The organism is Curtobacterium sp. AC273 (assembly GCF_979253735.1).
This window is the reverse complement of record NZ_CEEDDU010000001.1, coordinates 128,628-152,585: the sequence shown is the minus strand read 5'-3', so window position 1 is coordinate 152,585 and position 23,958 is coordinate 128,628. Positions and strand designations below refer to the sequence as shown.

Genomic DNA, 23,958 nt, shown 5'->3' with positions numbered 1-23,958 from the left:
GCTGCCCGCGCGTGCGCTGTGGGGGAAGCGTCATTGCTCGGTCGACCTCCGTGTCGAGTGGGTACCGGGACAATGTATGCGCTACATCGCGTTCTGCAAGCGGGTGTCGGGTCGGGGATTCTTTCCCGGGGCGGCACAAGGAGGGCACGCGGGGAGGGCGGGCGCGGCGAAGTGGCACAACACGCCGCTCACGTCCGGCGAGGTCGCACGAAGTGCCGCCCATCGGCCACGAGCGTGACGCATTGTGCGATCTCGGCGGGGCGTGCGGCGCGGGCGCGACGAAGTGGCGCAACACGCCGCTCACGTCCGGTGAGGTCGCACGAAGTGCCGCCCGCCGGCCACGAACGCGACGCATTGTGCGATCTCGGCGGCCCGCCGGTCGCGGTGCCGGCGCCGTCGGCTAGAGAGACGGCGGGCAGCTCTCGCGGAGGAGCACCTCGACGGGCAGGCGCATCGCGCGCGGAGGACCCTCGCGCCGCTCGAGCCGGTCCACGATCGCCCGGACGGCCGCCCGCCCGAGCGCACCCATCGGCTGGTGCACGGTGGTCAGCGGCGGCGCCGAGAACCGTCCGGCGTCGATGCCGTCGAAGCCGGTGACGACGAGGTCCTCCGGGACGCGCACCCCGCGGGCCCCGGCGGCGTCGAGCACCCCGAGCGCGGACTGGTCGTTCGAGCAGACGATCGCCCGCGGCACCTCGGCACCCTCGAGCAGCTGCGCGGCGAGCTCGCGCGCCCTGACCCGTCCGAAGTCGCCGTGCACGACCCGGACGGAGGACGCGGGCACCCCGTGGTCGTCGAGCGCCTGTCGGAACCCCGCCGACCGCTCCATGTCGTCCGGCGAGTCGATCGGCCCGGCCAGGTACACGAGGGACCGGATGCCGAGCCGCCCGATCACGTGGGCGCCGATCGTGCGCATGCCCGCGGCGTTGTCGACGCTCACGGAGTCGAAGCCGTGCGAGCGCCGGTCGTCCGCGAGCACCACGACGGGGATGCGCCGGGCGACGTGCTCGAGCAGGTCGTCCGGCACGGTCTGCGCGAGGACCGCGAGTCCGTCGACCCGGCCGGCGACGTCGTTGACGATGACGTCGCGGGACGAACCACGACCGGCGGCGACCATGAGCGCCAGGCCGCGCTGCCACGCCTCGGTCTCGGCGCCGCGCAGGACCTCGTCGAAGTACAGGTTGGACGAGAACGGCTGCGTCACGTGACGACGGTCGTCGACGACCCGGACACCACCGTCGGTGACGAGGTCGGGCCGCTCGTCGGGCACGACGTCGAACCCGGGCAGTAGCAGTCCGACCACGCCGGTGCGCTTGCCGGCGAGGGCGCGGGCGTTCCCCGAGGGGACGTAGCCGAGCGTCCGGATCGCCGCCTGCACGCGGTCTCGCGTGCCCTCGCGGACCGCGTCCGGCGTCCGCAGCACGCGCGAGACCGTGGCGATCGACACCCCGGCCGCGGACGCGACGTCGTAGACCGTGGGAGGCGCCGTGCGCTGCTCGGCCAAGCCGTGCCTCCCGTCCGACGCCTGCGTGACGTCCGCTGCCCTCGCGCCGCGAGCCGGCGGCCGCACCATCCTAGGCAGGCGCCGGGGACGACTTCTCCACACCTGGCGGAAACCCCTTGCGTTCTGCGGATGAGCGGCGGGACACTGTGACGACCTCAGTACGTCCCGTGAGGAAGCGCATCGGCGGGCAGCATGCCCGCGTGGATCACGATGCCCACACACGCAGGGAAGGACAGTCCATGTCACAGTCGACACGTTCCGGGAGCAAGCTCTCCCAGCGACAGAACACCGACGAGCAAGAGGTCAAGGACGCACTGCTCGACCACTCCGACGGCAGCACGGCGTGGATCTTCGACCAGATCGACGCCGCTGAGGACGGCGCGTCGAGACCGTAAGTCCGGTCAGCGCTCGGTCGCGCCGACGATCGCCATGCCCGCTCCTCGGAGCCGGCGGCGTTCCTGCGCGATCCAGGCGAGCAACCGGTCGTTCGTCCCCGCGACGTGTGCGGCGAGCAGGTCGGCAGCGCGGTCGCCGTCGCCGGCGCGCATCGCGTCGATGATGGCGCTGTGCTCGTCCCAGGCGGCGTCGCGGGCCTCCGGCGTGCGCACCTCGATCCACCGCGTGCGCTCGAGGCGCGTGAGCGCGTCGGCGATCGCGTCGGTGATGAACCGGTTGCCGCCGAGCGCTGCTAGGTCGAGGTGGAACGTCGAGCCCATCCGGATGCCGGCCTGCTGGTCCGGCGTCGGGCGGAGGGTGTCGAGGTGTGCCCGAACCTCGGCGAGCTGGTCCTCCGACGCGCGCTCGACCGCAAGGCGGGCGGCTGCGGGTTCCAGCACGCCACGGAGTTCGGCGAGCGAGGCGATCTCGTCGAGGTCGATCGGGGTGACCGTCCACGAGCGGCCCTCGTGCAGGATGAGCCCTTCGCGCTCGAGCCGTGAGAGCGCCGCACGGACGGGCGTACGGGACGCGTGGAAGCGCGCCTCGAGACCCCGCTCGGAGATCCGTTCCCCGGGGGCGATCTCGAGCGTCAGGATCGCGGACCGCAGGTTGTCGTAGAGCTGGCTCGTCTGCGACACGGGCGGTTCGTCGGTCGTCTCGCTCACGGCGCACCAGCCTAGTGGCGGACGTCGCGGAATGGTATACCGTTTTGGTATACCAATCAGTTCCGCGACGAAACGACTCCGATGACCACCACGGCTCCACGCGCAACCACCACTCCCCCGATCCCCGGCAGGGCGTGGACGATGCTCGCGCTCGGGGTCGCCGCCCAGGCAGCAGGGACGCTCGTCGTCTCGGCGCCCGCGCTCCTCATCCCGTACCTGCACGCGCAGGGGACTCTCGCTCACGCTCGCGGGCGTCCTCGCCGCAGCACCGACGTTCGGCATGGTCCTGACACTGATCGCCTGGGGTGCGATCACCGACCGCTTCGGCGAGCGCCTCGTGATCGCCGGCGGGCTCGTGCTCACGACCCTCGCGGTCGCCGCCGCGTGGACGGCCGCGGGGAACCCGGTGCTGCTCGGGCTGGCGTTCCTGGCGGGCGGCATGACGAGTGCCTCGACGAACGCCGCGAGCGGGCGCGTCGTGGTGGGCTGGTTCCCGAAGGAGCGCCGCGGCCTGGCGATGGGGATCCGGCAGATGTCGCAGCCGCTCGGGGTGACGCTGGCCGCGGTCACGGTCCCGCAGCTCGCCGAGGCGTCCGGCATCCGGGCGGCGCTCGTCCTGCCGATCGTCCTCTGCGCGGTGCTGGCGGTGTGCTGCGCGATCGGCATCGCCAACCCGCCGCGCCCCCGCACGATCGGCCGCGCCGACTGCGCGGTCACGGACAACCCGTACCGGACGAACGGCTTCCTGTGGCGGGTCCACGCGGTGTCGATCCTGCTGGTCGTGCCGCAGTTCACGCTGTCGACCTACGGGCTGGTGTGGCTCGTCGGGTTGGGGTGGTCGACACCGGCGGCCGGTCTGCTCGTGGGAGCGTCGCAGTTCGTCGGGGCGATCGGTCGGATCCTGGTGGGGGTCTGGAGCGACCGCGCGGGCTCGCGGGTGGGACCGTTGCGGATCGTCGCCGTGAGTGCAGCCGTGGTGATGGGCCTGTTGACGCTCGTCGACGTGACACACCTCGCCGGGGCCGCGGTGTTCCTGGTCATCGCGACGAGCGTGACGGTCGCCGACAACGGCCTGGCCTACATCGTCGGTCGCCGAGGCGGCTGGGCCGTTCTGGTCGGGTCGGGCACTCGGGGCCCAGAACACGGGGCAGTTCATCGCGGCGAGCGCCGTCGGCCCGGGGATCGGTGCACTCCGTCGGGGCCCTCGGCTTCGCGGCGTCGTTCGGGATCGTGGCGGTGCTGCCCGTGCTGGCGCTGCCCCTGGTGCCACGCCACGACCGCTCGCACGACTGACCCGCGGGACCGCGCACGCCGACGCCGAGTGCGCCCGGGGAGCAGGAATCGTCGGGTCGCGAGCTGCGACCCGACGATTCCTGCTCCATGAAGCATGCGGCGGGCGGGCGGACGGACGGACGCACGGACGGGGTGCGCCTCGCATGCGTCTCAGGCCGGGACGGCGGGTCCCACCGGCCACCGCAGCAGCGCCGTCGCGGCAGCACCGCTCGGCAGCGACGCGGCGTTCACCAGGACGAGCTCGGCGTCGGTGAGCACGATCGCCCGGACGAGCGCGCACACGGCCGGCACCTGCCCGAGCACACCGGCACCCGCTGCCTGCTCGGGAGCGGTGGCGACCCACGGCGCGGCGTCGAGCGCGTAGAGCGTCCGGTCGCCGAGCGCCCCGGCGTCGAGGGCGACGACGGCCGCCTGGGCCTGCTGCAGTGCACTGACGACGGCGCCGATCCCGCTGACGCTCTCGTTGTCGCCGCGGCCCTCGTGCGTGCGGATGAGGTCCTGCACGTCGTGGCGCCTGGAGGCCAGGACGCGGGCGAGCGCGAGGTTGACGTGCTGCACGAGCGCCTTCTCGGACGCGTCGTCGGCGCGGGGGTCCACGGCGACCTCGGTCACGAGCGAACGGGTGGACGACGAGAGTTCGCCGCGGAGCAGTTCACGGGCGCGGATGTCCCCGGCGATGACGATCAACCGCGGGGACGTCGCACGGACGGTCTCCTCGAGCGCTGCCGCGACCTCGCCGGCGGTCTGCTTCCAGATCTCCTCGGTGTGCGCCTGCCAGTGCGGCTGCTTCCACCCGGTGCCCGCCTTCGCGTAGTGCAACGTGTCGGTGCGGCCCTGGATGCGCTGTTCGTCCTCGGGGTCACCTGAGGGTGCGTGTCCGAGTCGGTAGCCACGGAACCCCCGCCCTCGCGTCCGACGACGGCCACCAGGAACGGCAGGTCGAACGGCCGGTGGGCGAGCAGCGGCAGGAGGTCGGGGACCGCCCCGGTGCCGATCGACTCCTGGCCGCGGAGGTGCCCGGGCAGGACCTCGCTCAGGACGAGCTCGTCGTCCCGCACGAGCACGTACCGTGCGACCGGCGCCGGGACCCCGGGCTGCTCGACGAGTTCCTCCTCGATGATCTCGATCGCCCGCGCGGACCCACCCTGTTCCTTCAGCCCGTCGGAGACGGACCGGCGCTGGAGCGCGGCGATGCGACGCGGGTCCTCACGGTTGCCCGACGCGTCGACGTACGCCCACGTCCAGGTGCCCGGTTCCTGCAGGGCGCGGACGAGATCGTGCTGCAGTGCCGTGGTCTCACGCGTCGTCTGCGCCATGGTCCACCACCTTCCCCTCGGAGACCTGGTCGGTCTCGGTCGTGTAGACCGGCGTTCCCGCGCCGTCGGCGTCGTCCTCGGCGACGGTGCTCGTGGTGTCGTCCAGCAGCTCACCCTCGACGGCACCGTCGTAGCCCGAGGCCGCGACGGTCTCGGCGTCGTCGGTGTCGTCGGGGACCGGCTCGGACTGTCGGAACTCCTCGACGTGACTGTTGCTGCCGTGCCCCTGGACGATGCTCTGCGCTTCGTGCGCGAGCTGCTCGTCGAGTTCGGGCCGGTGGGTGGTGTTCCCGCGATCGGTCATCGCTTCTCCTCCCGTTCGTGCCGGAGGTGGCGTTCGTCGCCGGTCCGGCTGTCGTGGTCCCCCACCTTCCACCGCCGCTCCGATGCGCGTTCGCAGGTCGGAGCGAACGTTCAGACCGAAGTCGAAACTGCACCAGCGCTCGGTTTTGTGGTTGGGTGTGCTCAACCCCGCTCGACGACGAACCGAGGTGCAGGCAATGACGCCATCGAACCCACGACGACCACTCACGAGACGACAGCTGTTCGGATTCGGGATCGGAGCGGCCGCCACCGGCCTGCTCGCCGGATGCGCGGTCCCCGGCTCGACGAACGTGAACAAGGCGGCGGTCATCCCCGCCGCCGCGAGCGGCCAGAAGGTCACGCTGACCTACTGGGCCTGGCTCAAGGACCTGCAGAAGGTCTGCGACGTCTGGAACGCCTCGCACCCGGACATCCAGGTGAACGCGAACTGGATCCCCGGCGGCAACAGCGGCGGGTACCAGAAGATGTACTCCGCGCTGGCGGCCGGCGGTGGCCCGGACATCGGGCAGGTCGAGCTCCGGCAGATCCCGGAGTTCATGCTCGCGAACGGCCTGGTGGACCTCGCCCGCTACGGCGCGAAGGACGTGCAGGCGAAGTACGACGACGCCGCCTGGGCGCAGGTCTCGTTCGTCGACGGTGTCTACGGTATCCCGCAGGACACCGGCCCGATGGGGTTCTACTACCAGACGGCCCTGCTCGAGCAGGCCGGCGGTGAGCCCCCGGCGACGTGGGACGAGTGGCGCGAGCTCGCCGAGAAGGTCCGCAAGACCGGGCCGCAGAACTACCTCGAGGTGTTCCCGGTCGCCGACGCGTCGCCCTTCGCCGCGTACGCGCAGCAGGCCGGCGCCCGGTGGTTCAAGGTCGACGGCGACGAGTGGGTCGTGGACATGACGGACGACAAGACCCTGATGGTCGCCGAGTTCTTCGACGGCGTCATCGACGACAAGCTCGTCGACACCAGCGCCGGCGCGTACTCGCCCGGTTGGTACGCCTCGGCGGCGAGCGGCAAGATCGCGGCCGTCACGAGCGCGAGCTGGGGTGACGCACTCATCGAGTCGGTGCAGGGCGGCGAGGGCAAGTGGAAGGTCGCGCCGATGCAGAAGTGGGGCGACACCGGCTTCGGCTCGAGTGCGATCGGCGGGTCGACCGCCGCGGTCCTCGCGAACTCGCAGCACCCGAAGGAGGCGCTCGAGTTCATCACGTGGATGACCACCTCGAAGGCGGGCATCGACGCGATGATCAAGTACTGCGGCATCGGCTGGTCGCCCGCGAAGGACTACATCGGCAAGCAACGCGAGAAGCCGAGCCCGTGGTTCTCCGGCCAGAACTACAACGAGGACGTCTTCGTCCCCGCCGCCAAGGAGCAGAACATCGACTGGTCGTGGTCGCCGGTGACGCAGTCGGCCTTCACGAGCCTGCAGAACCAGTTCCGCCGCAAGCTCACCAGCGGGCTCAAGCTCACCGACGCGGTGGAGCTCGCGCAGAAGGAGATCGTCCAGTCCTTCAAGGACAAGGGCCTCAGCGTCAGGACGGCACGATGAGCCAGCAGACCAGCACGAAGCCCGGCCAGTCGACCAGCACGAAGACCGGGTTCCGCACGAGCACGAAGGCCACGGTCGCGCAGAAGCGTGCGCCGTGGATGCTGCTCGCCCCGTTCCTCGCCCTGTTCGTGCTGACGTTCATCATCCCGATCATCAGCGCCCTGTTCCAGTCGTTCACGACCGTCGACCGGCAGGGACTCTTCGGCGAGGACGGCGTCACCGGCCGGTTCGCCGGCTTCGACAACTACGTCACCGCGCTGAACGACAGCGGCTTCGTCGCGTCGATCGGCCGGATGCTGCTGTTCGGCGTCGTGCAGGTGCCCGTGATGATCATCGCGTGCACGATCCTCGCGCTGCTCCTCGAGTCGGCGAGCGCCCGCTGGCCGGGCTTCTTCCGTGCGGTCTACTTCATGCCGTACGGCGTCCCCGGGGTCATCGCGACGATCCTCTGGTCGTTCCTGTACGTGCCGGGGCTGTCGCCGATCGTGTCGATGCTGCAGGCCGTCGGGTTGCAGCCGGACTTCCTCGGCGCGAACAGCGTGCTCTGGTCGATCGCGAACATCGTCACGTGGACGTACACCGGCTACAACATGCTCATCATCGTGGCGCAGTTGAAGTCGATCCCCGGCGAGGTCTACGAGGCCGCGAGGGTGGACGGCGCGAACGCGTTCCAGGTCGCGTGGCGGATCCAGATCCCGCTCATCGCGCCGGCCCTGGTGCTCACGACGGTCTTCTCGATCATCGGCACGCTGCAGCTCTTCGCAGAGCCGCAGATCCTGTCGACGGTCGCGCCCGCCATCGACTCCGAGTACACGCCGAACTACGCCGCCTACACGAACGCGTTCGCGTTCAACGAGTACGGCGTCGCCAGCGCACAGGCCGTCATCATCGCGCTGGCCGCGTTCATCCTGTCGTTCGCGTTCCTCGCGCTGACGAACCGGCCGCCGAAGGACGAACGGGACAACCGTAAGCGGGCACGGCGAGACGGCCTGGAGGCGCAGCGCGCGCTCCAGACGCGCGCGTCGGCCCGACCGGTGGTCACCACCCAAGCCGCACCGGGCCTCCAGGGCCCGTCCGGTCTGCAGAACGGAACGAAGGGAGCGGACGCATGACCAGCGAAGCCATCGAAGCGCCGGCGAGCGCGAAGACCGCCGTCCCCGTCGACACCACGTCGATCAGGTGCGCACCAGCGGCGGAAGCTCGACCGGTCCGGCAAGTCGCAGATCGTGGTGACGGGCATCCTCGTCATCGTCGCGATCTACTTCCTCGTGCCGCTCTACTGGGTCGTCATCGCGGCGACGAAGACCACGGGGGCCCTGTTCGCCACGAACGGGTTCTGGTTCGGCGGCGACTTCGCCCTGTTCAGCAACATCCAGCAGGTGTTCACCTACGACGGCGGGATCTTCGTCCGCTGGATCGCGAACAGCATCCTGTACTCGGGCGTGGGCGCCGTCCTCGCGACGTACTTCGCCGCCGCCGGCGGGTACGCGCTCGCGAAGTACGAGTTCCGGGGCCGGCAGCTCGTGTTCGGCACGATCCTCGGCGGCGTGCTCGTGCCCGGGACCGCGACGGCACTGCCGCTGTTCCTGCTGTTCTCGACCATGGGACTGACGGACACGTACTGGAGCGTGCTCATCCCGAGCCTCGTCTCCCCGTTCGGCCTGTTCCTCTGCCGGGTGTACGCCGCGGCGTCGGTGGACACGGCGCTCCTCGAACAGGCCCGCATCGACGGGGCCGGGGAGCTCCGGATCTTCCACACGATCGTGCTCCGGCAGATGACGCCGGCGCTCGTCACGGTGTTCCTGTTCCAGGTCGTCGGCATCTGGAACAACTTCTTCCTGCCGCTCATCATGCTGGCAGACCAGAAGCTGTACCCGATCACACTGGGACTCAACAACTGGCGGTCCCAGGTGGACCGGCTGCCGGAGTTCTACCAGCTCACCACCGGCGGGGTGCTCGTCTCGGTCATCCCGCTCGTCATCGCCATCATCGTCCTCCAGCGCTTCTGGCGCGGAGGCCTCACGGAAGGATCGGTCAAGGGTTGACCATCGCCGCACTCGTCTCTCCTGCTCCCGGCTCGGACACCCGGCGCGCCCCTCGGGCCTGGTTGCACACCGACGCTCCGTCCCTGTCACTGAACGGGGAGTGGGACTTCCCGGTGGTCCCCCGTCGCGGACGTCCCGCTGCCGGGGCCGGAGGACGAGTGGGGCACCCTCCCGGTGCCGGCGCACTGGGTCCTGCACGGGCACGGCTCGCCGAGCTACACGAACCTGCAGTACCCGTTCCCGATCGACCCGCCGCACCCGCCGGAGGAGAACCCCACCGGCGACTACCGCCGCACCTTCGACCTGCCGAGCACCTTCGACGCGGCGGCCCGGGTGCTGCTGCGCTTCGACGGGGTGGAGTCGCACTTCACGGTCTGGGTGAACGACACGGAGCTGGGCTGGTCGACCGGGTCCCGGCTGGCGACCGAGTTCGACGTCACGTCGCTGCTGCGGCCGGGCGCGAACGAGGTCCGGGTGCGGGTGCACCAGTGGTCGGCGGCGTCCTACCTGGAGGACCAGGACCAGTGGTGGCTGCCGGGCATCTTCCGTGACGTCACGCTGCTCGCCCGGCCGACGGCCCCGCTCGACGACGTGTTCGTCCGGGCGTCGTGGGCGGCATCGCTCGGATCCGCGGCGACGGCGGGCACCGCGGCGTCCGGGCGACCGTCGACGGGTACCGGGACGATCTCGTTCCCGACGCTCGACGCGGCGTTCCCGGTGCGTTTCGTCGTGCCCGACCTGGGCGTCGACGTCGTGTGGCAGTCCGCCGACGACGTCGCGCCGATCGAGGTCGAGGGCGTCGAACCGTGGAGCGCTGAGCTGCCGAAACTGTACGACGCCACGCTGTCCACGGGCACGAAGGCGGGCGGGTCCGCGGGTGGGGAGACCGTCTCGCTGCGGCTCGGGTTCCGGACCGTGGCGATCGACGGCGACCGGTTCACGGTGAACGGCGAGCGCGTGGTGTTCCACGGCGTCAACCGGCACGAGACCCACCCGACGCGCGGCCGTGTCTTCGACGAGGAGCACGCGCGCGCGGACATGGCGCTCATGAAGCGGCACAACGTCAACGCCATCCGCACCTCGCACTACCCGCCGCACCCCCGCGTGCTCGACCTCGCCGACGAGCTCGGGTTCTGGGTGATCCTGGAGTGCGACCTCGAGACGCACGGGTTCGTGTTCCTCGACTGGCAGGGCAACCCGTCCGACGACCCCGCGTGGCGCGAGGCGTACCTCGACCGCATCGCGCGGACCGTCGAGCGGGACAAGAACCACGCGTCGATCGTGATGTGGTCGCTCGGCAACGAGTCCGGCACCGGCCGGAACCTGGCCGCGATGGCGCAGTGGGTGCACGACCGCGACGACGAACGCCCGGTCCACTACGAGGGCGACTACACGGGCGAGTACACCGACGTGTACTCGCGGATGTACCCGAGCCTGCAAGGAGACCGAGTCCATCGGCGGCGGCACGGCCACGCCCCTGCTCGGCTGCGGCCCCGCCGAGGCCGCACGGCAGCGCTCGAAGCCGTTCATCCACTGCGAGTACGTGCACGCGATGGGCAACGGACCCGGCCAGATCGCCGAGTACGAAGCCCTCGTCGACCGCTACCCGCGCCTGCACGGCGGGTTCGTGTGGGAGTGGCGCGACCACGGGCTGCTCGCCCACACGGCGTCCGGCGAGGCGTACTACGCCTACGGCGGCGACTTCCACGAGGTCGTGCACGACGGGAACTTCGTGATGGACGGCCTCGTGCTGCCCGACGACTCCCCGACGCCCGGGCTCGCCGAGTTCGCGGCCGTCGTGGCCCCGATCCGGTTCGCCGTGTCGGACCGCACCGTGCTCGTCGAGAACCGCTTCCACTCCGCGTCGACCGCCGGGCTCCGGTTCCACTGGACGCTCACGCGGAACGGCGTCGTCGAGCAGGAGGGCCGGTTCACGCCCGGCGTCGTCGCGGCCCGCGAGTCGGCGACGATCCCGGTCCCGGACGCCGTGCTCGACGCGGCCGGCGCAGCCCTCGCCCCCGGCGAGGAACTGTGGTTCGACGTCGTCGCGGAACTCGCCGGGCCGACGGCCTGGGCGGACACCGGCCACGTCATCGCTCGCACCCAGACGCTCGTCGCGGGCCGTCCAGCGGAGGCCCCACGGGCCTCCGGTCAGGGCTGGGAGGGCGACCGTCTCGGCGACGGGACCTTCAGCGCCCGCGGGGACCTGGTGTCCTGGAAGGGCCACGAGGTCGCCGGCCCCCGGCTCGAGCTCTGGCGCGCGCCGACCGACAACGACCGTGGAGCATCGCAGGGCGGCTACGAGACCGCTGATCCGGTGCTCACGCACGGTGTCGGGGACCCGGCCGCACCGTCGTCAGCATCGAAGTGGGAGGCCCGCGGGCTCGCCCGGCTGACGCACCGCCTCGTGTCGGTGTCGCGGACGTCGCACGGGCTGGAGCAGCGGGTGCGTGTCGCCGCGGCGAACAGCGGATGGGGTCTCGACGTCACGCACCGCTGGACCCTGACGGACTCCGGGCTGCTGCTGCAGACCGACGCGGTGCCGTTCGGGGCGTGGGACGTCACGTGGCCGCGCATCGGCGTGCGGTTCGACCTGCCGCCTGGGCTGGCGGACGGTGACGCGACGTGGTTCGGCACCGGGCCGCTCGAGTCGTACGCCGACTCGTCGCACGCCGCCCGGGTCGGTCGGTTCACTGCGCCGGTCCGGTCGCTCGGCGTGGACTACTCGATGCCGCAGGAGACCGGGCACCGGCCCGCGCTGCGCTCGTTGTCGGTCGCGGACCTGACGGTGAGAACCGTGGGGTCGCACCGCGCCGGGTTCACCCTGTCGCCGTGGACGGCGCAGCAGATCGGCCGTGCCGGACACCCGTACGAGCTGCCGGCGTCGGAGCACCTGTACCTGTACCTCGATGCGGCGCAGCACGGGCTCGGGTCGCGAGCGTGCGGCCTCGACGTCCTGCCCGAGCACCAGCTGTGGCCGCAGGCGTTCTCGTGGAGCGTGGTGCTGGCGTAGGGGCGGGGCGCCACCGCTGTGTGTCGAACCACCGAACCGACGTCGAACCGGGCAATCGTGCTGGTTCGACGTCGGTTCCGTGGTTCGACGCGCCTACGCGCTGAGCGCCGGGATCGCCGCCGGGTCGGACGCGTCGAGGAACTCCGTCAGCCGCTCCGGCTCGCCGGCCTCGCCGATCGCCTCGGCCGCCCGACGCAGCGCGAACAGCGCCCGGAGCACGCCGCGGTTCGGCTCGTGCGACCACGGCACCGGCCCGGCGCCCCGCCACCCCGCCTTGCGCAGGGCGTCGAGCCCGCGGTGGTACCCGACGCGGGCGTAGGCGTAGGACTCGAGCGTCGCGCCGCGCGCCCACGCCTCGTCGGCGAGGAGCGCCCACGCCAGGCTCGACGACGGGTGCGACACGACGACGCTCGCGACGGGGGCGTCGGCCTCGAGCGCAGCGGTCACCTCCGGCTCGGCGGGGAGGAGGGTCTCGGGGTTCGCGGTCGGGTTCGGCAGCAGGTTCTCCGGCATGCCCCCAGCCTGTCACCTCTTGCGCTCGCTCGGCCCCGGCCCTAGCGTGGGAGACCTCCTCGTCGTCATCACGAGGCACCCGGGGCGGGACGACCGACCGGCGGCACGGATGGCGGTCACGGGGACTCCCCGACGGAAGAAGACGGATTGCTGTCGATCACCGGTTCTGCTCAGCCCACGCGCTGACACCGTGATCGCGCGCCCTCCGTCGGGCGCCCCACCGCCCGTGCTCCGTGCCGTGCGTGGTGGATGCGGTGTCGTGCGCCCAGCATCGATCACCGGGGAGGCACCTCCGTGCCCAGCAGTCCATCCGTCGTCCTGAACGACGTCAGCTTCACCTGGCCCGACGGCACCGTCGCGCTCAGTCACCTCACCACCGCCTTCGGTCGGGGCCGGACCGGCCTGGTCGGGAGGAACGGGGCCGGCAAGTCCACGCTCGTCCGGCTGGTGACCGGTCGGCTCCACCCCACGTCGGGCACCGTCACGACGTCGGGTCCCGTCGACCACCTGCCGCAACGCCTGCAGACGGTGAACGACGACACCGTCGCCGACCTGCTCGGCGTCCGTCGGTCGCTCACGGCGCTCCGCGCGGTGCTCGGCGGTGACGCCTCCCCCGGTCACTTCGACGTGATCGGCGACGACTGGGACCTCGAGGAGCGTGCCGCAGCGGCGCTCGACTCGATCGGTCTCGGCCCGACCCTCGGCACCGGCCACGGCGACGTCCACGGCGACGTCCTCGACCGACCGGCGTCGACGCTGTCCGGCGGGCAGGCCGTCCTGGTGGCGGTGGCCGGCATCCGGCTGCGCGGACTGCCGATCGCGTTCCTCGACGAACCGACGAACAACCTCGACCGACGGGGCCGCGGGCTCCTGCTCGACATGGTCGACGACTGGCCGGGCACCCTCGTCGTCGTCAGCCACGACCGCGAGCTCCTCGAGCACGTGGACGAGACCGCCGAGCTCCGCGCGGGCGGCATGACCGTGTTCGGCGGGACGTTCAGCGCGTTCGAGGAGCACCTCGCCGTGCAGCAGGCGGCCGTCGAGCGCGAGGTCCGTGTCGCCGAGCAACGCCACCGCGCCGAGAAACGGCAGCGGATCGAGGCGGAGACGAAGATCGCCCGCCGGGCCAAGGCGGGCGAGAAGGCCGGACGGTCGATGCCGAAGATCCTGGCGAACGAGCAGCGGAAGAAGGCGCAGGAGACCGCCGGACGCCTCCGAGTCGCGCACGGCTCCGCCGAGCAGGAGGCGCTCGCCACCGCCCGCGAGGCCGAACTCCGGCTGCGCGACGACGAGTCCATCCACGTCGCCCTGCCCGACCCGGACGTGCCGGCCGCACGACGGATCGCCACCGTCACCGTCCGTGGCCGCGAGACCGTGGTGCAGGGACCGGAGCGGATCGCCGTCGTCGGGGACAACGGCGTCGGCAAGACGACGTTGCTCGAACAGCTCGTCGGCACGCCGGACGCGCGGGAGCACCCGCTGCCGGACACGCACGCGACACCGCACGTCGACCGGATCGCGTACCTGCCGCAGCGGAAGGACTCGCTCGACGACACCGCGACCGTGCTCGACAACGTGCGACGGGACGCACCGCACGTGGCTCCGGGCGAGGTGCGGAACCGGCTCGCGCGGTTCCTGGTCCGCGGGGACACCGTCGACCGGCCGGCCGGGGCGCTGTCCGGCGGCGAGCGGTTCCGGGTGGCACTCGCCAGCCTGGTGCTCGCCGACCCGCCGCCGCAGCTCCTGGTGCTCGACGAGCCGACGAACGACCTCGACCTGACGAGCGTCGACCAGCTCGTGGACGCGCTCCGGGCCTACCGCGGGGCCCTCGTGGTGGTCAGCCACGACGAGACGTTCCTCGACCGGCTCGACCTCACCACCCGGCTCGACCTCGGGTGAGGGAGGGCCCGGGTCGGGTCAGCGCCGCTTCGTCGGACGGATCGCCAGGGACTCGATCGTGCCGCGCTCCGGCAGGTCGACGACGGTGCGGACGGCGTCCGCCACGTCCTCCGGCGCGAGGTAGTACGCGGTGTCGTAGTCCTCGCCGAGCTTCTCGGTCAGCGCACGCTGCATGTCCGAGTCCGTCCGGCCGGGGTGCACGCTCGACACCCGGACGCCGTTCGCCCGCTCCTCGTCGCGGAGGGCGTCGGCGAACGCCCGGAGCGCGAACTTCGACGCTGCGTACACGCCGCCGCCGGGGCCGGAGTGGAAACCCGAGCCGCTGTTGATCGGCACGACGATGCCCCGGGCGGCCCGGAGCGCGGGGAGGGCGAGCCGGGTGAGCTCTGCGACGGCGAAGAGGTTCGTCGCGAACACCGACTCCCACACGGCGCGCGGGGTGTCGGCGACCGTGGTGCCCTGCTCGACGCCGGCACTGTGCACGAGCACGTCGAGCCGGTCGGGCAGCGCCGGGACGTCACCGGCGCCGAGGTCGCCGACGAACGGCGACGCGTGCGGCAGCAGGGCCACGAGCTCGTCGACGGCGTCGGCGGTCCGACCGCCGACCAGGACGTGGTGCGTGCGGCCGAGGTCGAGGGCGATGGCCCGGCCGATCCCACGGGTCGCGCCCGTCACGAGGGCGGTGGGCAGGACGGGAGGCTGTTCTGTCGTCACGCAGGCCAGCCTACGGAACGCGAGCCGTGCCTCCCGGGCGTCAGGCGGACGTCGACGAGGTGGGCCGACGTCGACGACGCACCGACCAGGTGCCGAAACCGGCCGCGACGACCAGGGCGACCAGCACCACCACGCCCCAGGGCGAGCCGGCGAAGGTGGCCAGGACGGCCCAGAACAGGGCGATGCCGACGGTGGCGTAGATGAACGCCCAGGCCACGCACCCGGGCAGCATCGCGAGCGTGTACCGCCACCACGGCACCCGGGCGATCCCGGCGGCGGCGTTCATGATCGTCTGCAGGCCCACCGTGAGGAAGCTCAGCGTGACGACCGGCAGTCCCCAGCGGTCCAGGAGCGCCGACCCGCGACGGACCGCGGCCGAATCGAGCCAGCGACCCCAGCGTGACCGGGACGCCCCCGCGACCGCCCCGCGCGCCAGCCAGTACGTCGCCTGCGCGCGGCAGAGCACCACGGCGAAGAGCGCGAGGACGAGCCACCAGAACGGGAGCCCCTCGAGGAAGGACGGCACGGGCGCACCGTAGCGGTCCGGGCCGGGAGGAGGCCGTCAGTCGTCGGATCGACCCGCGTTCTGCCGGATCTTGATCCCCTCGAGGACGTCCTTCGCGCGCTGCTCGTCCTGCTTCTCGATCTGCCGGGTGTCACGCTCGGGCAGCTGGATGTCCTCCTCGGCGCGGATGCCCGCCTGGAGCTCCCGCCCGCGTTCCAGCTCGGCGTCGAACTCCGCGCCGAAGAGCAGGGCGTTGTTCGTGATCCAGATCCACAGCAGGAACACGATGACCCCACCGAGCGACCCGTACGTGGCGTTGTAGTTCGAGAAGTTGCCGACGTAGAAGCCGAAGCCGACGCTCGCGATGATCCAGATGCCGATGGCGAGCAGCGCACCGCCGCTCACCCACTTGAACTTCGACTGCTTGACGTTCGGCGCCCAGTAGTACAGCACCGCCACCACGATGATCATGATCGCGAGCAGGATCGGCCACTGCACGATGGACAGCACGAGCGCCGCCACGTCGCCGAGCCCGATCACGTCGCCGAACGCCCGGGCCAGCGGACCGGACACGAGCGCGAGGAGGCCGAGGACGAGCAGCACGACCGTGAACAGGGTCACGCCGAGCATCGTCGGACGGAGCTTCCAGATCGGTCGGCCCTCGCGGACGTTGTAGATGCGGTTCATGGCCCGGCCGAACGCGCCGACGTAGCCGGATGCCGACCACAGCGCACCGACGAGACCGACGATGAACGTGACCGGGGCGGCCGGCGACCGGACGAGTCCCTCGATCGGCTTCTGCAGCAGGTCGGCGACCTGCCCGCCGCCGACGTTGCGGACGACGTCGAGCAGGGTGTCGATGGTCTTCGCCGGGTCCGAGACGAGCCCGAGGATCGACACGACGGCGAGCAGCCCGGGGAAGAGGGCGAGCACCGTGTAGTACGTCAGGCTCGCGGCGAGGTCGGTGCACTGGTCGCTCGAGAACTCGCGCAGCGTCTTCTTGAGCGTGTAGACGAACGTGGGCTTCGTGAGGTCGGCGGGGCTGTCCGGCTTCCGGGCGTCGTCCGGTGCCGGCTTCTGCTGGTCCTGTGCCACGGGTCTACCCCCTCGCCTTCACGGCCTGCTTCGATCGCTTGACCGCTTGCTTGCGGTTCTTGTCCGCCCGGCGCTGCACCGCGGCGATGCCGACCTGCTGCTTCACGCGGGCCTTGTGCATCGGGTCACGCTCGAGGGCGTCCTCGGCGGCCTGCTTCCGGGCCTTGCGGCCCTTCCGGCCGGACTGGTTCTGCTCCTGCGCGGAGGGGCCGCCGCGCGCACCGAAGGGCAGCAGCGCGGTGAACGCCGAGCTCGCCGGCGGGTCGGCCAGGTGCCCCGCGGGGCTGTTCCGGAGCGCGATGCCGGTGACGATCGCCGCGATCCCGGCGGCCGCGGTGATGCCCATCGCCACGAGCGGCGTCGGGTCACGGTGCCAGCGCTGCCGGGTCTTCGCGATCGCCAGCCGGGTGCGGGCGGGCAGGTCCGCACGACGCCGGATCTCGGTCACGGTGTCGGTGATGTGCTCACGCGTGCGGACGTTCGCGAGTTCGAGCTCGGGGAGACTGTCCTTGGCCATTCCCCATTTCCTACACGTCGACCCCGGAACGCCGCACAGTGTGACGTGGCTACCGTGCGCATCATGCTCTTCCGAGACGTCGCCGAGGGGATCCACCGCCTCGAGATCGCACACACCAACACGTACCTCGTCGAGACCGGCGACCAGCTGCTCGTGGTCGACGCCGGCCTGCCCGCCGCGTGGCCGCACCTGCAGCTCGCCGTCCGGGACCTCGGGTACAGCCACTCCCAGGTGGAGGGGCTCCTGCTCACCCACGGGCACTTCGACCACGTCGGCACCGCCGCCCGCATGCACCGGGAGTGGGGCACGCCCGTGTACGTGCACCCGGGCGACCGGGACCTCGCCGCGCACCCGTACTCGTACCGGCCGCAGACGAACCGGTTCGGCTTCGTGGCGCTGCACCCCGGCGGGCTCGTGCCGCTCGGGCAGATGCTCCTCGCCGGTGCGCTGACCGTCGACGGCATCGCGGACACCCTGCCGATGGAGTCCCGCGCGGACGTCCCCGGCAACCCGTGGATCATCGAGACGCCGGGGCACACCGACGGGCACGTGGCGCTGCACTTCGCCGACCGCGACGCCGTCATCGCCGGCGATGCGCTGGTGACCCTCGACCCGTACACCGGCGGGATCGGGCCGCGGATCGTCGCCCCCGCGGCCACCGCCGACGTGGACACCCGCGGTCGCGTCGCTCGACCGGCTCGTGGACACCGAGGCGAAGCACGTGCTGCCGGGGCACGGCCCGGGGTGGTCGCTCGGCGTGCGGGCCGCTGTGGCGCAGGCGCGGCGGGCGGCCGGCGTCGCCTGACCGGCGGCGCGTCCGTCCGGCTGTGGGGGGCCGGTCGTGCCCCGAGTTTCGCGGTGAGCGACAGTTCTCGCGGGTTCGAGCGCGAGAACTGTCGCTCAGCCCGAAACTCGGCCCGCGCGGCCGCGTCAGGACGGGACGACGACGTCCTCGGGGCGACCCGACGCCGCGGAACGGCCCGCCGCCTCCATGAGCGCGAGGCTCCGCAGGTTGTCGCGGCCGCTCGTCGCCGGGGGCCGGACCGCCGGCGACCGAGCGTGCGAAGGCCTGCAGCCCGCCCTGCCGGTCGGTGTGCTCCAGCGCGGGGAGCTCCACCGCGGCCGCCTCGTCGTCCTGCGTGCGGCGGATCGTGACGCGGTCACCCTCGACGGCGTTCGGCGCACCGCTCCGGCTCGTGAACCAGAGTTCGCCGTCCTCGCCCTGGATGCTCCACTCGCCGGCCCAGGCCGTCCGGGGAGCGCGCGAGAGCCAACTGCCGCGGTAGCTCACGACCAGGCCGTCGTCGAGCTCGATGATCATCGACGCGACCGCTTCGTCCTGGTACTTGCTGTACGACGGGTAGGACGCCTTCGCGAAGACGCGGACGGCCTCGCGACCGGTGACCATCCGCAGCAGGTCGAAGTGGTGGATGGCCATGTCGTTGATCATCGCGTGCGGGAACGCGTAGTGCGGGTACTCCCCCGCGGGCTGGTCGTTGTCCCACTGGCGGAAGTCGATGGTGATCGCCGAGACCTCGCCGACGGTGTCCTTCGCCAGCAGCTCCTGCACGACCCGGGGCGCCGGGTACCAGCGGTAGTTCTGGCTGACCTGCAGCACGAGGCCGAGCTCCTCGGCACGACGCACGGCGGTCACGGCCTCGTCGGTGGTGTTCGCGAACGGCTTCTCGACGAGCACGTGCTTGCCGGCCTCGAGCGCCTCGAGCGCGAGCGGCACGTGCGTCACGGCCGGGGCGGTGATGACGACGGCGTCGGCCTCGACCCCGGCGAGCGCCTCGGTGAGGGACGCGAACGTCGCGGACGCCGGCAGGCCGAGGTCCTTCCGGACGGCCTCGAGCGTGGCCGGCACCGGGTCGACGATCCCCACCACCTCGACTTCGGTGACCTCCGGGATGGCGGTGCGGGCCCAGTTGCCGCCCCACCCTCCGAGACCGACGTGGATGATCCGGACCGTCATGCGTGCACTCCCTCGTGGCTGGTGTCGCACCACGGACGCCGCGGTGCGTCCGTCCAGTCTGTCAGGGACCGACGCCAGCACGCACAGCGCGGCCGCGTCGGCTCAGTGCGTGAAGGCGTACGCGATGAGCGCCATCGTGACAATGAACCCGGCCAGGTAGTTGATCCAGAGGAACCGCTTCCACCCGGCGTTCGCGGCCTCCGCGCCCTGATCCGTGATGTTCCACCACGGCAGCACGTTGAGGGCGTACGGGATCACCACGACGGCGGCGATGGGCCCCGGGAACGCCGAGAACAGCAGCGCGACCCCGGCGACCAGGTACGCCACGAACGCGAGTCGCACGGTCGCCCGCGCCCCGATGACGGTCGCCACGGACCCGATGCCCCCGGCCCGGTCGGCGAGGACGTCCTGCACCGCGCCGAACGCGTGCGAGGCCACGCCCCACAGGAAGAACGCGATGCAGACGGCGACGAGTTGCCCCGTCCAGTGCGGCCCCGCGAGCGCGAGACCGTAGATCGCCGGCGACACGAAGTGCGTCGACGAGGTGAGCGAGTCGAGGAACGGCTTCTCCTTGAACCGCAGCCCCGGCGCGGAGTAGGCGAGCACCGCGAACACGCTGATCGCGAGGACGAGCCACGACCACGGTCCGTTGCCGCTCAGCGCCCCGAGCACGACGAGTGCGACGAGGAACGGCACGTTCGTGACGACGACGGCCCACAGCGTGGCGCGGTGGACGCTCTTGTCGAGCAGGGCGCCCTCGACACCGCCCTTCCGCGGGTTCCGCAGGTCGGACTCGTAGTCGAAGACGTCGTTGATGCCGTACATCGCCAGGTTGTACGGCACGAGGAAGTACACGACCCCGAGCAGGAACGCGACGAGGGAGAACCCGCCGCCACCGTCGACGCCGACCCCGCTGCCGAGCAGGTAGGCGGCGCCGAACGGGTAGGCGGTGTTCACCCAGCTGATCGGGCGCGACGAGACGAAGAGGGCGCGCAGGGTCGACGGCCTGGAGGCGGTGCTCGCGTTCACGGTGTGTCCTCCGGTGGGGCGGTGGTCGGGTCGGGCGCGGGGCGCGAGACGGCCGGGCCGCGCGGGCCCGTCCGGTCGAACAGGACCCACAGGCTCGGCAGCAGCACGATCGCCGCCATCGCGTACGCCAGGTCCTCGACCGGGATCGCTCCGATCTTCGCACCACTGATGAGCGCGGGGTCGTACGCCACGATCCGCAGCGTGACGATGACGTTGTCGAACACGATCGTCATGACGAGCAATGCGATCCCGGCGACCAACGACGTCAGCAGCGCGATCCGGCGCCCGGAGCCCGGTGCACGTCCCGCGCGGCGTGCACGGCGCGCGGCCACGATCCCCGCGATCACGGCGACGACCACCACGACGGCGAAGAACGGCAGCGCGAGCAGGGCGTACGCGCCCGCGCCGGTCATGCGCGCCGCCGCTCGGAACGCCGGATCCGCCGGGCGACGAGGGGCCGCACGAACCCGGTCAGGTTCATCGTCGTGTAGCAGAGCAGCAGCAGGAAGAAGAGCTCCTCGAGCGGGACGTCCGGTGCGAGCAGCACCCCGGTGAGCAGGTTCTGCGGCCCGATGAAGAAGATGCCGAACGCGACGCCGAGCGCGTCCCACAGCAGGAAGAACGCGACGCCGACCACCATCACGGCGGTCGCACGCCACGGCGCCCGCCAGAAGAACAGCCGGAAGCGCGCGTCGAGCACCGTCATGCCGACGAGCGACACGAGCAGCCCGGCGAGGTACAGCCCGGGCATCAGACCGTGGCGCCCAGCGGCGTCGGCAGCGGCTCGGTGCTGGTGTCGCCGTGGATCCGCTTGAGCAGGACCTCGGCGCTGATGAGGCACATCGGCAACCCGATGCCCGGGATCGTCGAGGCACCGACGTAGTACAGGCCGTCGACCTTGGCGGACGCGTTCTTCTCGCGGAAGAACGCGCTCTGCTGCAGGGTGTGCGCCGGGCCGAGCATCGACCCGTTCCAGGCGTTGAGGTCGTCGGCGAAGTCGCGCGGTCCGATCGTGCGGCGGACCCGGATGCGGTCGCGGAGGTCGGGGATCCCCGCACGCTCGGCGACGACGTCGATCGCGCGGTCGGCGATCTGCTCCACCTGGTAGTCGCCGGCGCCGTCGATGCCGCCCTTGCCGATGGACAGGTCGGCCGGCAGCGGCACCAGGATGAACAGGTTGCTCGAACCCCGGGGCGCGACCGACGGGTCGGTCTCCGAGGGTGCGCAGACGTAGATCGAGGCGGGGTCCGGCACGTGCCGGTCCTTCCCGAAGATGGCGCCGAAGTTCGCCTTCCAGTCCTCGGTGAACACGAGGGTGTGGTGCAGGAGGCCCGGCGTGGGGCCGTCGACCCCGAGGTACACCAGGACCGCGCTCGGGCCCGGGTCGCGCTTCGTCCAGTGGTCTGCCCCGTGCGTGCGGTGCTCGCGGTCGAGCAGCTGCATCTCGGTGTGCTGCAGGTCGGCCGCGCTGACCACGAGGTCCGCCGGTGCGGTGTGCTGCACGCCGTCGCGGTCGCGGTGCACGACGCCGGTGGCGACGCCGTCCTCGACGACGATGCGCTCGACCTTGGCGCCGGCGATGATCTTCGCGCCCTCGCGTCGGGCGACCCGCTCGACGGCGGAGATGACCTCGGTGATGCCGCCCTTCGGGTAGAGGACCCCGTCGGCGAGGTCGAGGTGGCTCATCAGGTGGTACATGCTCGGCGCCGCGTACGGGCTGGTGCCGAGGAAGACCGCCGGGTACCCGAGGACCTGCCAGAGCCTGCGGTCCCGCACGGCCGAGCTCGCGAACGCGGACAGCGGCTGCAGCAGCAGGCGGGCGAGCTTGGGCAGTCGGCGGAGGACGTCCGGCGCCGCGAGCTTCGTGAGGTCCTGGAAGGTCGTGTAGAGGAACCGTCGCACGGCCATGGCGTAGGTGTCCTCGGCCGAGGCGAGGTACTTCCGCATCCGGTCGCCCGCGCCGGGTTCGACGGACTCGAAGAGCGCGATGTTCGCCTCGCGGTCGGCACGCAGGTCGATCGGGTCGTCGTACCCCTCGCTGTAGACGCGGTAGCCGGGGTCGAGCCGGACGAGGTCGAGCTCGGCGTCGGCCGAGGTGCCGAGCAGCTGGAAGAAGTGGTCGAACACCTCGGGCATGAGGTACCAGGAGGGACCGGTGTCGAAGCGGAAGCCGTCCTGCTCCCACGAGCCGGCACGGCCGCCGAGCTGCGTCCGCTGCTCGAGCACGGTCACCGAGAAGCCGTCCCGCGCGAGCAGGGCGGCGGCCGCGAGGCCGCTGATGCCGCCGCCGATGACGACGGCGCGACGAGCCGGCACCTTGCGTCGGAACGCGGGTGCCTTCGGACCGGAGGCGCGGGGCGGGGTCATGACGTGCCTCCAGGCCGGTGGTGGGTCGCCCGCGAACGCAACGGTGCGCGTCCGGCGAGGACCTGCGCGGCGAGCCGCGCCTTCACCGGGTTCGGCACGCGCACCCGGGTCGTGATGAGGCGGTCCGCCGGCGTCGCCGCGATGCGGTCGTTGAGTTCCTGGAAGAGCCCGTGCGCCAGCCCGACGGCCTTCTGTGCGTCGGCGGGGAGCAGGCGGATGGTCAGTGCGGCACGGTCGAGGTCGGACTGGACGTCGGTGACGAGTCGGTCCTTCGTGGCCTCGTCGAAGGTGCGCACCTCGACGCCCGGGAAGTACGAGCGACCGAGCACCTCGAAGTCGGCGTGCAGGTCGCGCAGGAAGTTGACCTTCTGGAACGCGGCGCCGAGTGCCCGCGCCCCGTCGACGAGGACGGAGTCGTCGAAGGTGGGTCGGCCGGCGCGGTACACGAACGCGCGGAGGCACATCAGGCCCACCACCTCGGCCGAGCCGTACACGTACGCGGTGAACGAGGCCTCGTCGTGCTCGGTCTGCTCGAGGTCCATCCGCATCGACGCGAAGAACGGACGGGTGAGTTCCGGACCGAAGCCGGTGGCCCGGGCCGTGCGGGCGAAGGCGTGCACCACCGGGTTCACGGAGAACCCGAGGGCGATCGCGCGTTCGGTGTCCGCCTCGAGCTCGTCGAGGACCGTGCGGGCCAGCGCGGGATCGAGCCCGGCTTCGGTCGCGGGACCGTCGACGACCTCGTCGGCGACCCGGACGAGCGCGTAGACGTTGCGGATGTGCTCGCGGGTGTCCTTCGCGAGCAGACGGCTGGCCAGCCCGAACGACGTGGAGTAGCGGTCGATGACGACTCCGGAGGCGGCTTCGGCCGTGGCGTCGTAGAGTCCGAGCCGCGTCGTCGTGGGACGTGGCTCGGCCTTGCTGTGCGTCACCGCGCGCTCCACGAGTTCGGTCACGAAGGCCCTCCAGGCGGTCGGCGAGGTCGTACGGCAGTGCGGCGAGCTCGGCACGGGCCAGGGCGGCGTGTTCGGCGACCCGCGACTCCGCGGCCGCACGGGCACCGCAGGACACCAGGGTCGCACGGACCTCGTCCGCACGCTCCTCGGTGAGGTGCGGGTCGCCGAGGTACGGCTCGAGCTCGGGCCAGCAGTCGGTGGTGGCGGCGTGGGCGATGAGCATGGTGCGCTTGCCCTCGCGCAGGTCGC

The 23,958-nt window shown here is 71.8% G+C and carries 20 protein-coding genes and 3 pseudogenes; 9 read left to right on the top strand and 14 right to left on the bottom strand.

The features are described 5' to 3' along the window. Positions 1-400: 400 nt before the first annotated feature. Entirely contained in the window at positions 401-1,504 is a 1,104-nt protein-coding gene (locus tag ACZ8AI_RS00935) for a LacI family DNA-binding transcriptional regulator (RefSeq protein WP_464855786.1), read from the bottom strand. A gap of 239 nt (positions 1,505-1,743) precedes the next feature. Between ACZ8AI_RS00935 and ACZ8AI_RS00930 the strand changes: the two genes are divergently transcribed. Continuing rightward, positions 1,744-1,899, top strand: coding sequence for a hypothetical protein (locus tag ACZ8AI_RS00930; protein WP_175477557.1), 156 nt, complete (start codon positions 1,744-1,746; stop codon positions 1,897-1,899). Positions 1,900-1,905: 6 nt separating this feature from the next. Here the strand turns inward: ACZ8AI_RS00930 and ACZ8AI_RS00925 are convergent, their stop codons facing one another. Continuing rightward, positions 1,906-2,607: a GntR family transcriptional regulator gene (locus ACZ8AI_RS00925; protein WP_464855784.1), complete on the bottom strand. Its 702-nt coding sequence runs from the start codon at positions 2,605-2,607 to the stop codon at positions 1,906-1,908. A gap of 280 nt (positions 2,608-2,887) precedes the next feature. On the opposite strand from ACZ8AI_RS00925, the gene ACZ8AI_RS00920 reads away from it, so the two are divergent. Next, a complete protein-coding gene (locus tag ACZ8AI_RS00920) occupies positions 2,888-3,991 on the top strand; it encodes an MFS transporter (RefSeq protein WP_464855782.1) in 1,104 nt (367 codons plus the stop codon). A 59-nt stretch (positions 3,992-4,050) separates the two neighbouring features. On the opposite strand, the gene ACZ8AI_RS00915 is transcribed toward ACZ8AI_RS00920, so the two are convergent. Together ACZ8AI_RS00915 and ACZ8AI_RS00910 are read right to left on the bottom strand one after the other, a co-directional pair. Continuing rightward, complete coding sequence (locus tag ACZ8AI_RS00915) at positions 4,051-4,719, bottom strand: baeRF2 domain-containing protein (protein WP_464855780.1); 669 nt, start codon at positions 4,717-4,719, stop codon at positions 4,051-4,053. A 477-nt stretch (positions 4,720-5,196) separates the two neighbouring features. Continuing rightward, on the bottom strand, positions 5,197-5,520 hold the full coding sequence (locus ACZ8AI_RS00910) for a hypothetical protein (protein WP_464855778.1): 324 nt from the start codon (positions 5,518-5,520) through the stop codon (positions 5,197-5,199). A gap of 196 nt (positions 5,521-5,716) precedes the next feature. On the opposite strand from ACZ8AI_RS00910, the gene ACZ8AI_RS00905 reads away from it, so the two are divergent. The 5 genes and pseudogenes from ACZ8AI_RS00905 (at position 5,717) to ACZ8AI_RS00885 (ending at position 12,139) form a co-directional block, all read left to right on the top strand. Continuing rightward, positions 5,717-7,081 (top strand): ABC transporter substrate-binding protein, encoded by a 1,365-nt coding sequence (locus ACZ8AI_RS00905; protein WP_071293135.1) that lies wholly within the window; start codon positions 5,717-5,719, stop codon positions 7,079-7,081. Positions 7,082-7,158: 77 nt separating this feature from the next. Further along, positions 7,159-8,022 (top strand): annotated as a pseudogene (locus ACZ8AI_RS00900) (carbohydrate ABC transporter permease); the annotation flags it as partial. Positions 8,023-8,304: 282 nt separating this feature from the next. Beyond that, positions 8,305-9,126: a carbohydrate ABC transporter permease gene (locus tag ACZ8AI_RS00895; protein WP_464856354.1), complete on the top strand. Its 822-nt coding sequence runs from the start codon at positions 8,305-8,307 to the stop codon at positions 9,124-9,126. Between the two features lie 174 nt (positions 9,127-9,300). After that, positions 9,301-10,500: pseudogene (locus tag ACZ8AI_RS00890) on the top strand (glycoside hydrolase family 2 protein); the annotation flags it as partial. A 178-nt stretch (positions 10,501-10,678) separates the two neighbouring features. Beyond that, positions 10,679-12,139: a beta-galactosidase small subunit-related protein gene (locus ACZ8AI_RS00885; RefSeq protein ID WP_464855776.1), complete on the top strand. Its 1,461-nt coding sequence runs from the start codon at positions 10,679-10,681 to the stop codon at positions 12,137-12,139. 93 nt (positions 12,140-12,232) lie between these two features. Here the strand turns inward: ACZ8AI_RS00885 and ACZ8AI_RS00880 are convergent, their stop codons facing one another. After that, positions 12,233-12,652 carry a DUF3151 domain-containing protein gene (locus tag ACZ8AI_RS00880; RefSeq protein ID WP_464855774.1) on the bottom strand — a complete coding sequence of 140 codons (420 nt, stop codon included), beginning with the start codon at positions 12,650-12,652 and terminating at the stop codon, positions 12,233-12,235. A gap of 249 nt (positions 12,653-12,901) precedes the next feature. On the opposite strand from ACZ8AI_RS00880, the gene ACZ8AI_RS00875 reads away from it, so the two are divergent. After that, positions 12,902-14,551 carry an ABC-F family ATP-binding cassette domain-containing protein gene (locus tag ACZ8AI_RS00875; protein WP_464855772.1) on the top strand — a complete coding sequence of 550 codons (1,650 nt, stop codon included), beginning with the start codon at positions 12,902-12,904 and terminating at the stop codon, positions 14,549-14,551. A gap of 18 nt (positions 14,552-14,569) precedes the next feature. Here the strand turns inward: ACZ8AI_RS00875 and ACZ8AI_RS00870 are convergent, their stop codons facing one another. Genes ACZ8AI_RS00870 through ACZ8AI_RS00860 form a run of 3 tightly spaced genes read right to left on the bottom strand, consistent with a single transcriptional unit; the run spans position 14,570 to position 16,865 of the window. Then, positions 14,570-15,265 carry an SDR family oxidoreductase gene (locus ACZ8AI_RS00870; RefSeq protein ID WP_464855770.1) on the bottom strand — a complete coding sequence of 232 codons (696 nt, stop codon included), beginning with the start codon at positions 15,263-15,265 and terminating at the stop codon, positions 14,570-14,572. Between the two features lie 40 nt (positions 15,266-15,305). Continuing rightward, on the bottom strand, positions 15,306-15,791 hold the full coding sequence (locus ACZ8AI_RS00865; RefSeq protein ID WP_464855768.1) for a DedA family protein: 486 nt from the start codon (positions 15,789-15,791) through the stop codon (positions 15,306-15,308). Between the two features lie 36 nt (positions 15,792-15,827). Beyond that, positions 15,828-16,865, bottom strand: coding sequence for a YihY/virulence factor BrkB family protein (locus ACZ8AI_RS00860; protein WP_464855766.1), 1,038 nt, complete (start codon positions 16,863-16,865; stop codon positions 15,828-15,830). 580 nt (positions 16,866-17,445) lie between these two features. Here ACZ8AI_RS00860 and ACZ8AI_RS00855 point away from each other — a divergent pair. Next, positions 17,446-17,952 (top strand): annotated as a pseudogene (locus tag ACZ8AI_RS00855) (MBL fold metallo-hydrolase); the annotation flags it as partial. 10 nt (positions 17,953-17,962) lie between these two features. Here the strand turns inward: ACZ8AI_RS00855 and ACZ8AI_RS00850 are convergent. The 6 genes from ACZ8AI_RS00850 to ACZ8AI_RS00825 all read right to left on the bottom strand — a co-directional run bounded on the left by ACZ8AI_RS00850 (position 17,963) and on the right by ACZ8AI_RS00825 (position 23,709). Further along, entirely contained in the window at positions 17,963-19,357 is a 1,395-nt protein-coding gene (locus ACZ8AI_RS00850) for a Gfo/Idh/MocA family protein (protein ID WP_464855764.1), read from the bottom strand. Between the two features lie 102 nt (positions 19,358-19,459). Then, positions 19,460-20,386 carry a prenyltransferase gene (locus ACZ8AI_RS00845; RefSeq protein WP_464855762.1) on the bottom strand — a complete coding sequence of 309 codons (927 nt, stop codon included), beginning with the start codon at positions 20,384-20,386 and terminating at the stop codon, positions 19,460-19,462. After that, complete coding sequence (locus ACZ8AI_RS00840) at positions 20,383-20,799, bottom strand: lycopene cyclase domain-containing protein (protein WP_464855760.1); 417 nt, start codon at positions 20,797-20,799, stop codon at positions 20,383-20,385. Before ACZ8AI_RS00840 ends, ACZ8AI_RS00845 begins: the two co-directional genes overlap by 4 nt. Beyond that, complete coding sequence (locus tag ACZ8AI_RS00835) at positions 20,796-21,137, bottom strand: lycopene cyclase domain-containing protein (RefSeq protein ID WP_071293151.1); 342 nt, start codon at positions 21,135-21,137, stop codon at positions 20,796-20,798. Before ACZ8AI_RS00835 ends, ACZ8AI_RS00840 begins: the two co-directional genes overlap by 4 nt. Then, the gene (gene crtI, locus ACZ8AI_RS00830; protein WP_464855758.1) at positions 21,137-22,753 is read right to left on the bottom strand and encodes a phytoene desaturase family protein; all 1,617 of its coding nucleotides are present in this window, start codon (positions 22,751-22,753) and stop codon (positions 21,137-21,139) included. Before crtI ends, ACZ8AI_RS00835 begins: the two co-directional genes overlap by 1 nt. Beyond that, the gene (locus ACZ8AI_RS00825) at positions 22,750-23,709 is read right to left on the bottom strand and encodes a phytoene/squalene synthase family protein (RefSeq protein WP_464855756.1); all 960 of its coding nucleotides are present in this window, start codon (positions 23,707-23,709) and stop codon (positions 22,750-22,752) included. The genes crtI and ACZ8AI_RS00825 overlap by 4 nt, the downstream gene beginning before the upstream one ends. Between the last annotated feature and the right edge of the window lie 249 nt (positions 23,710-23,958).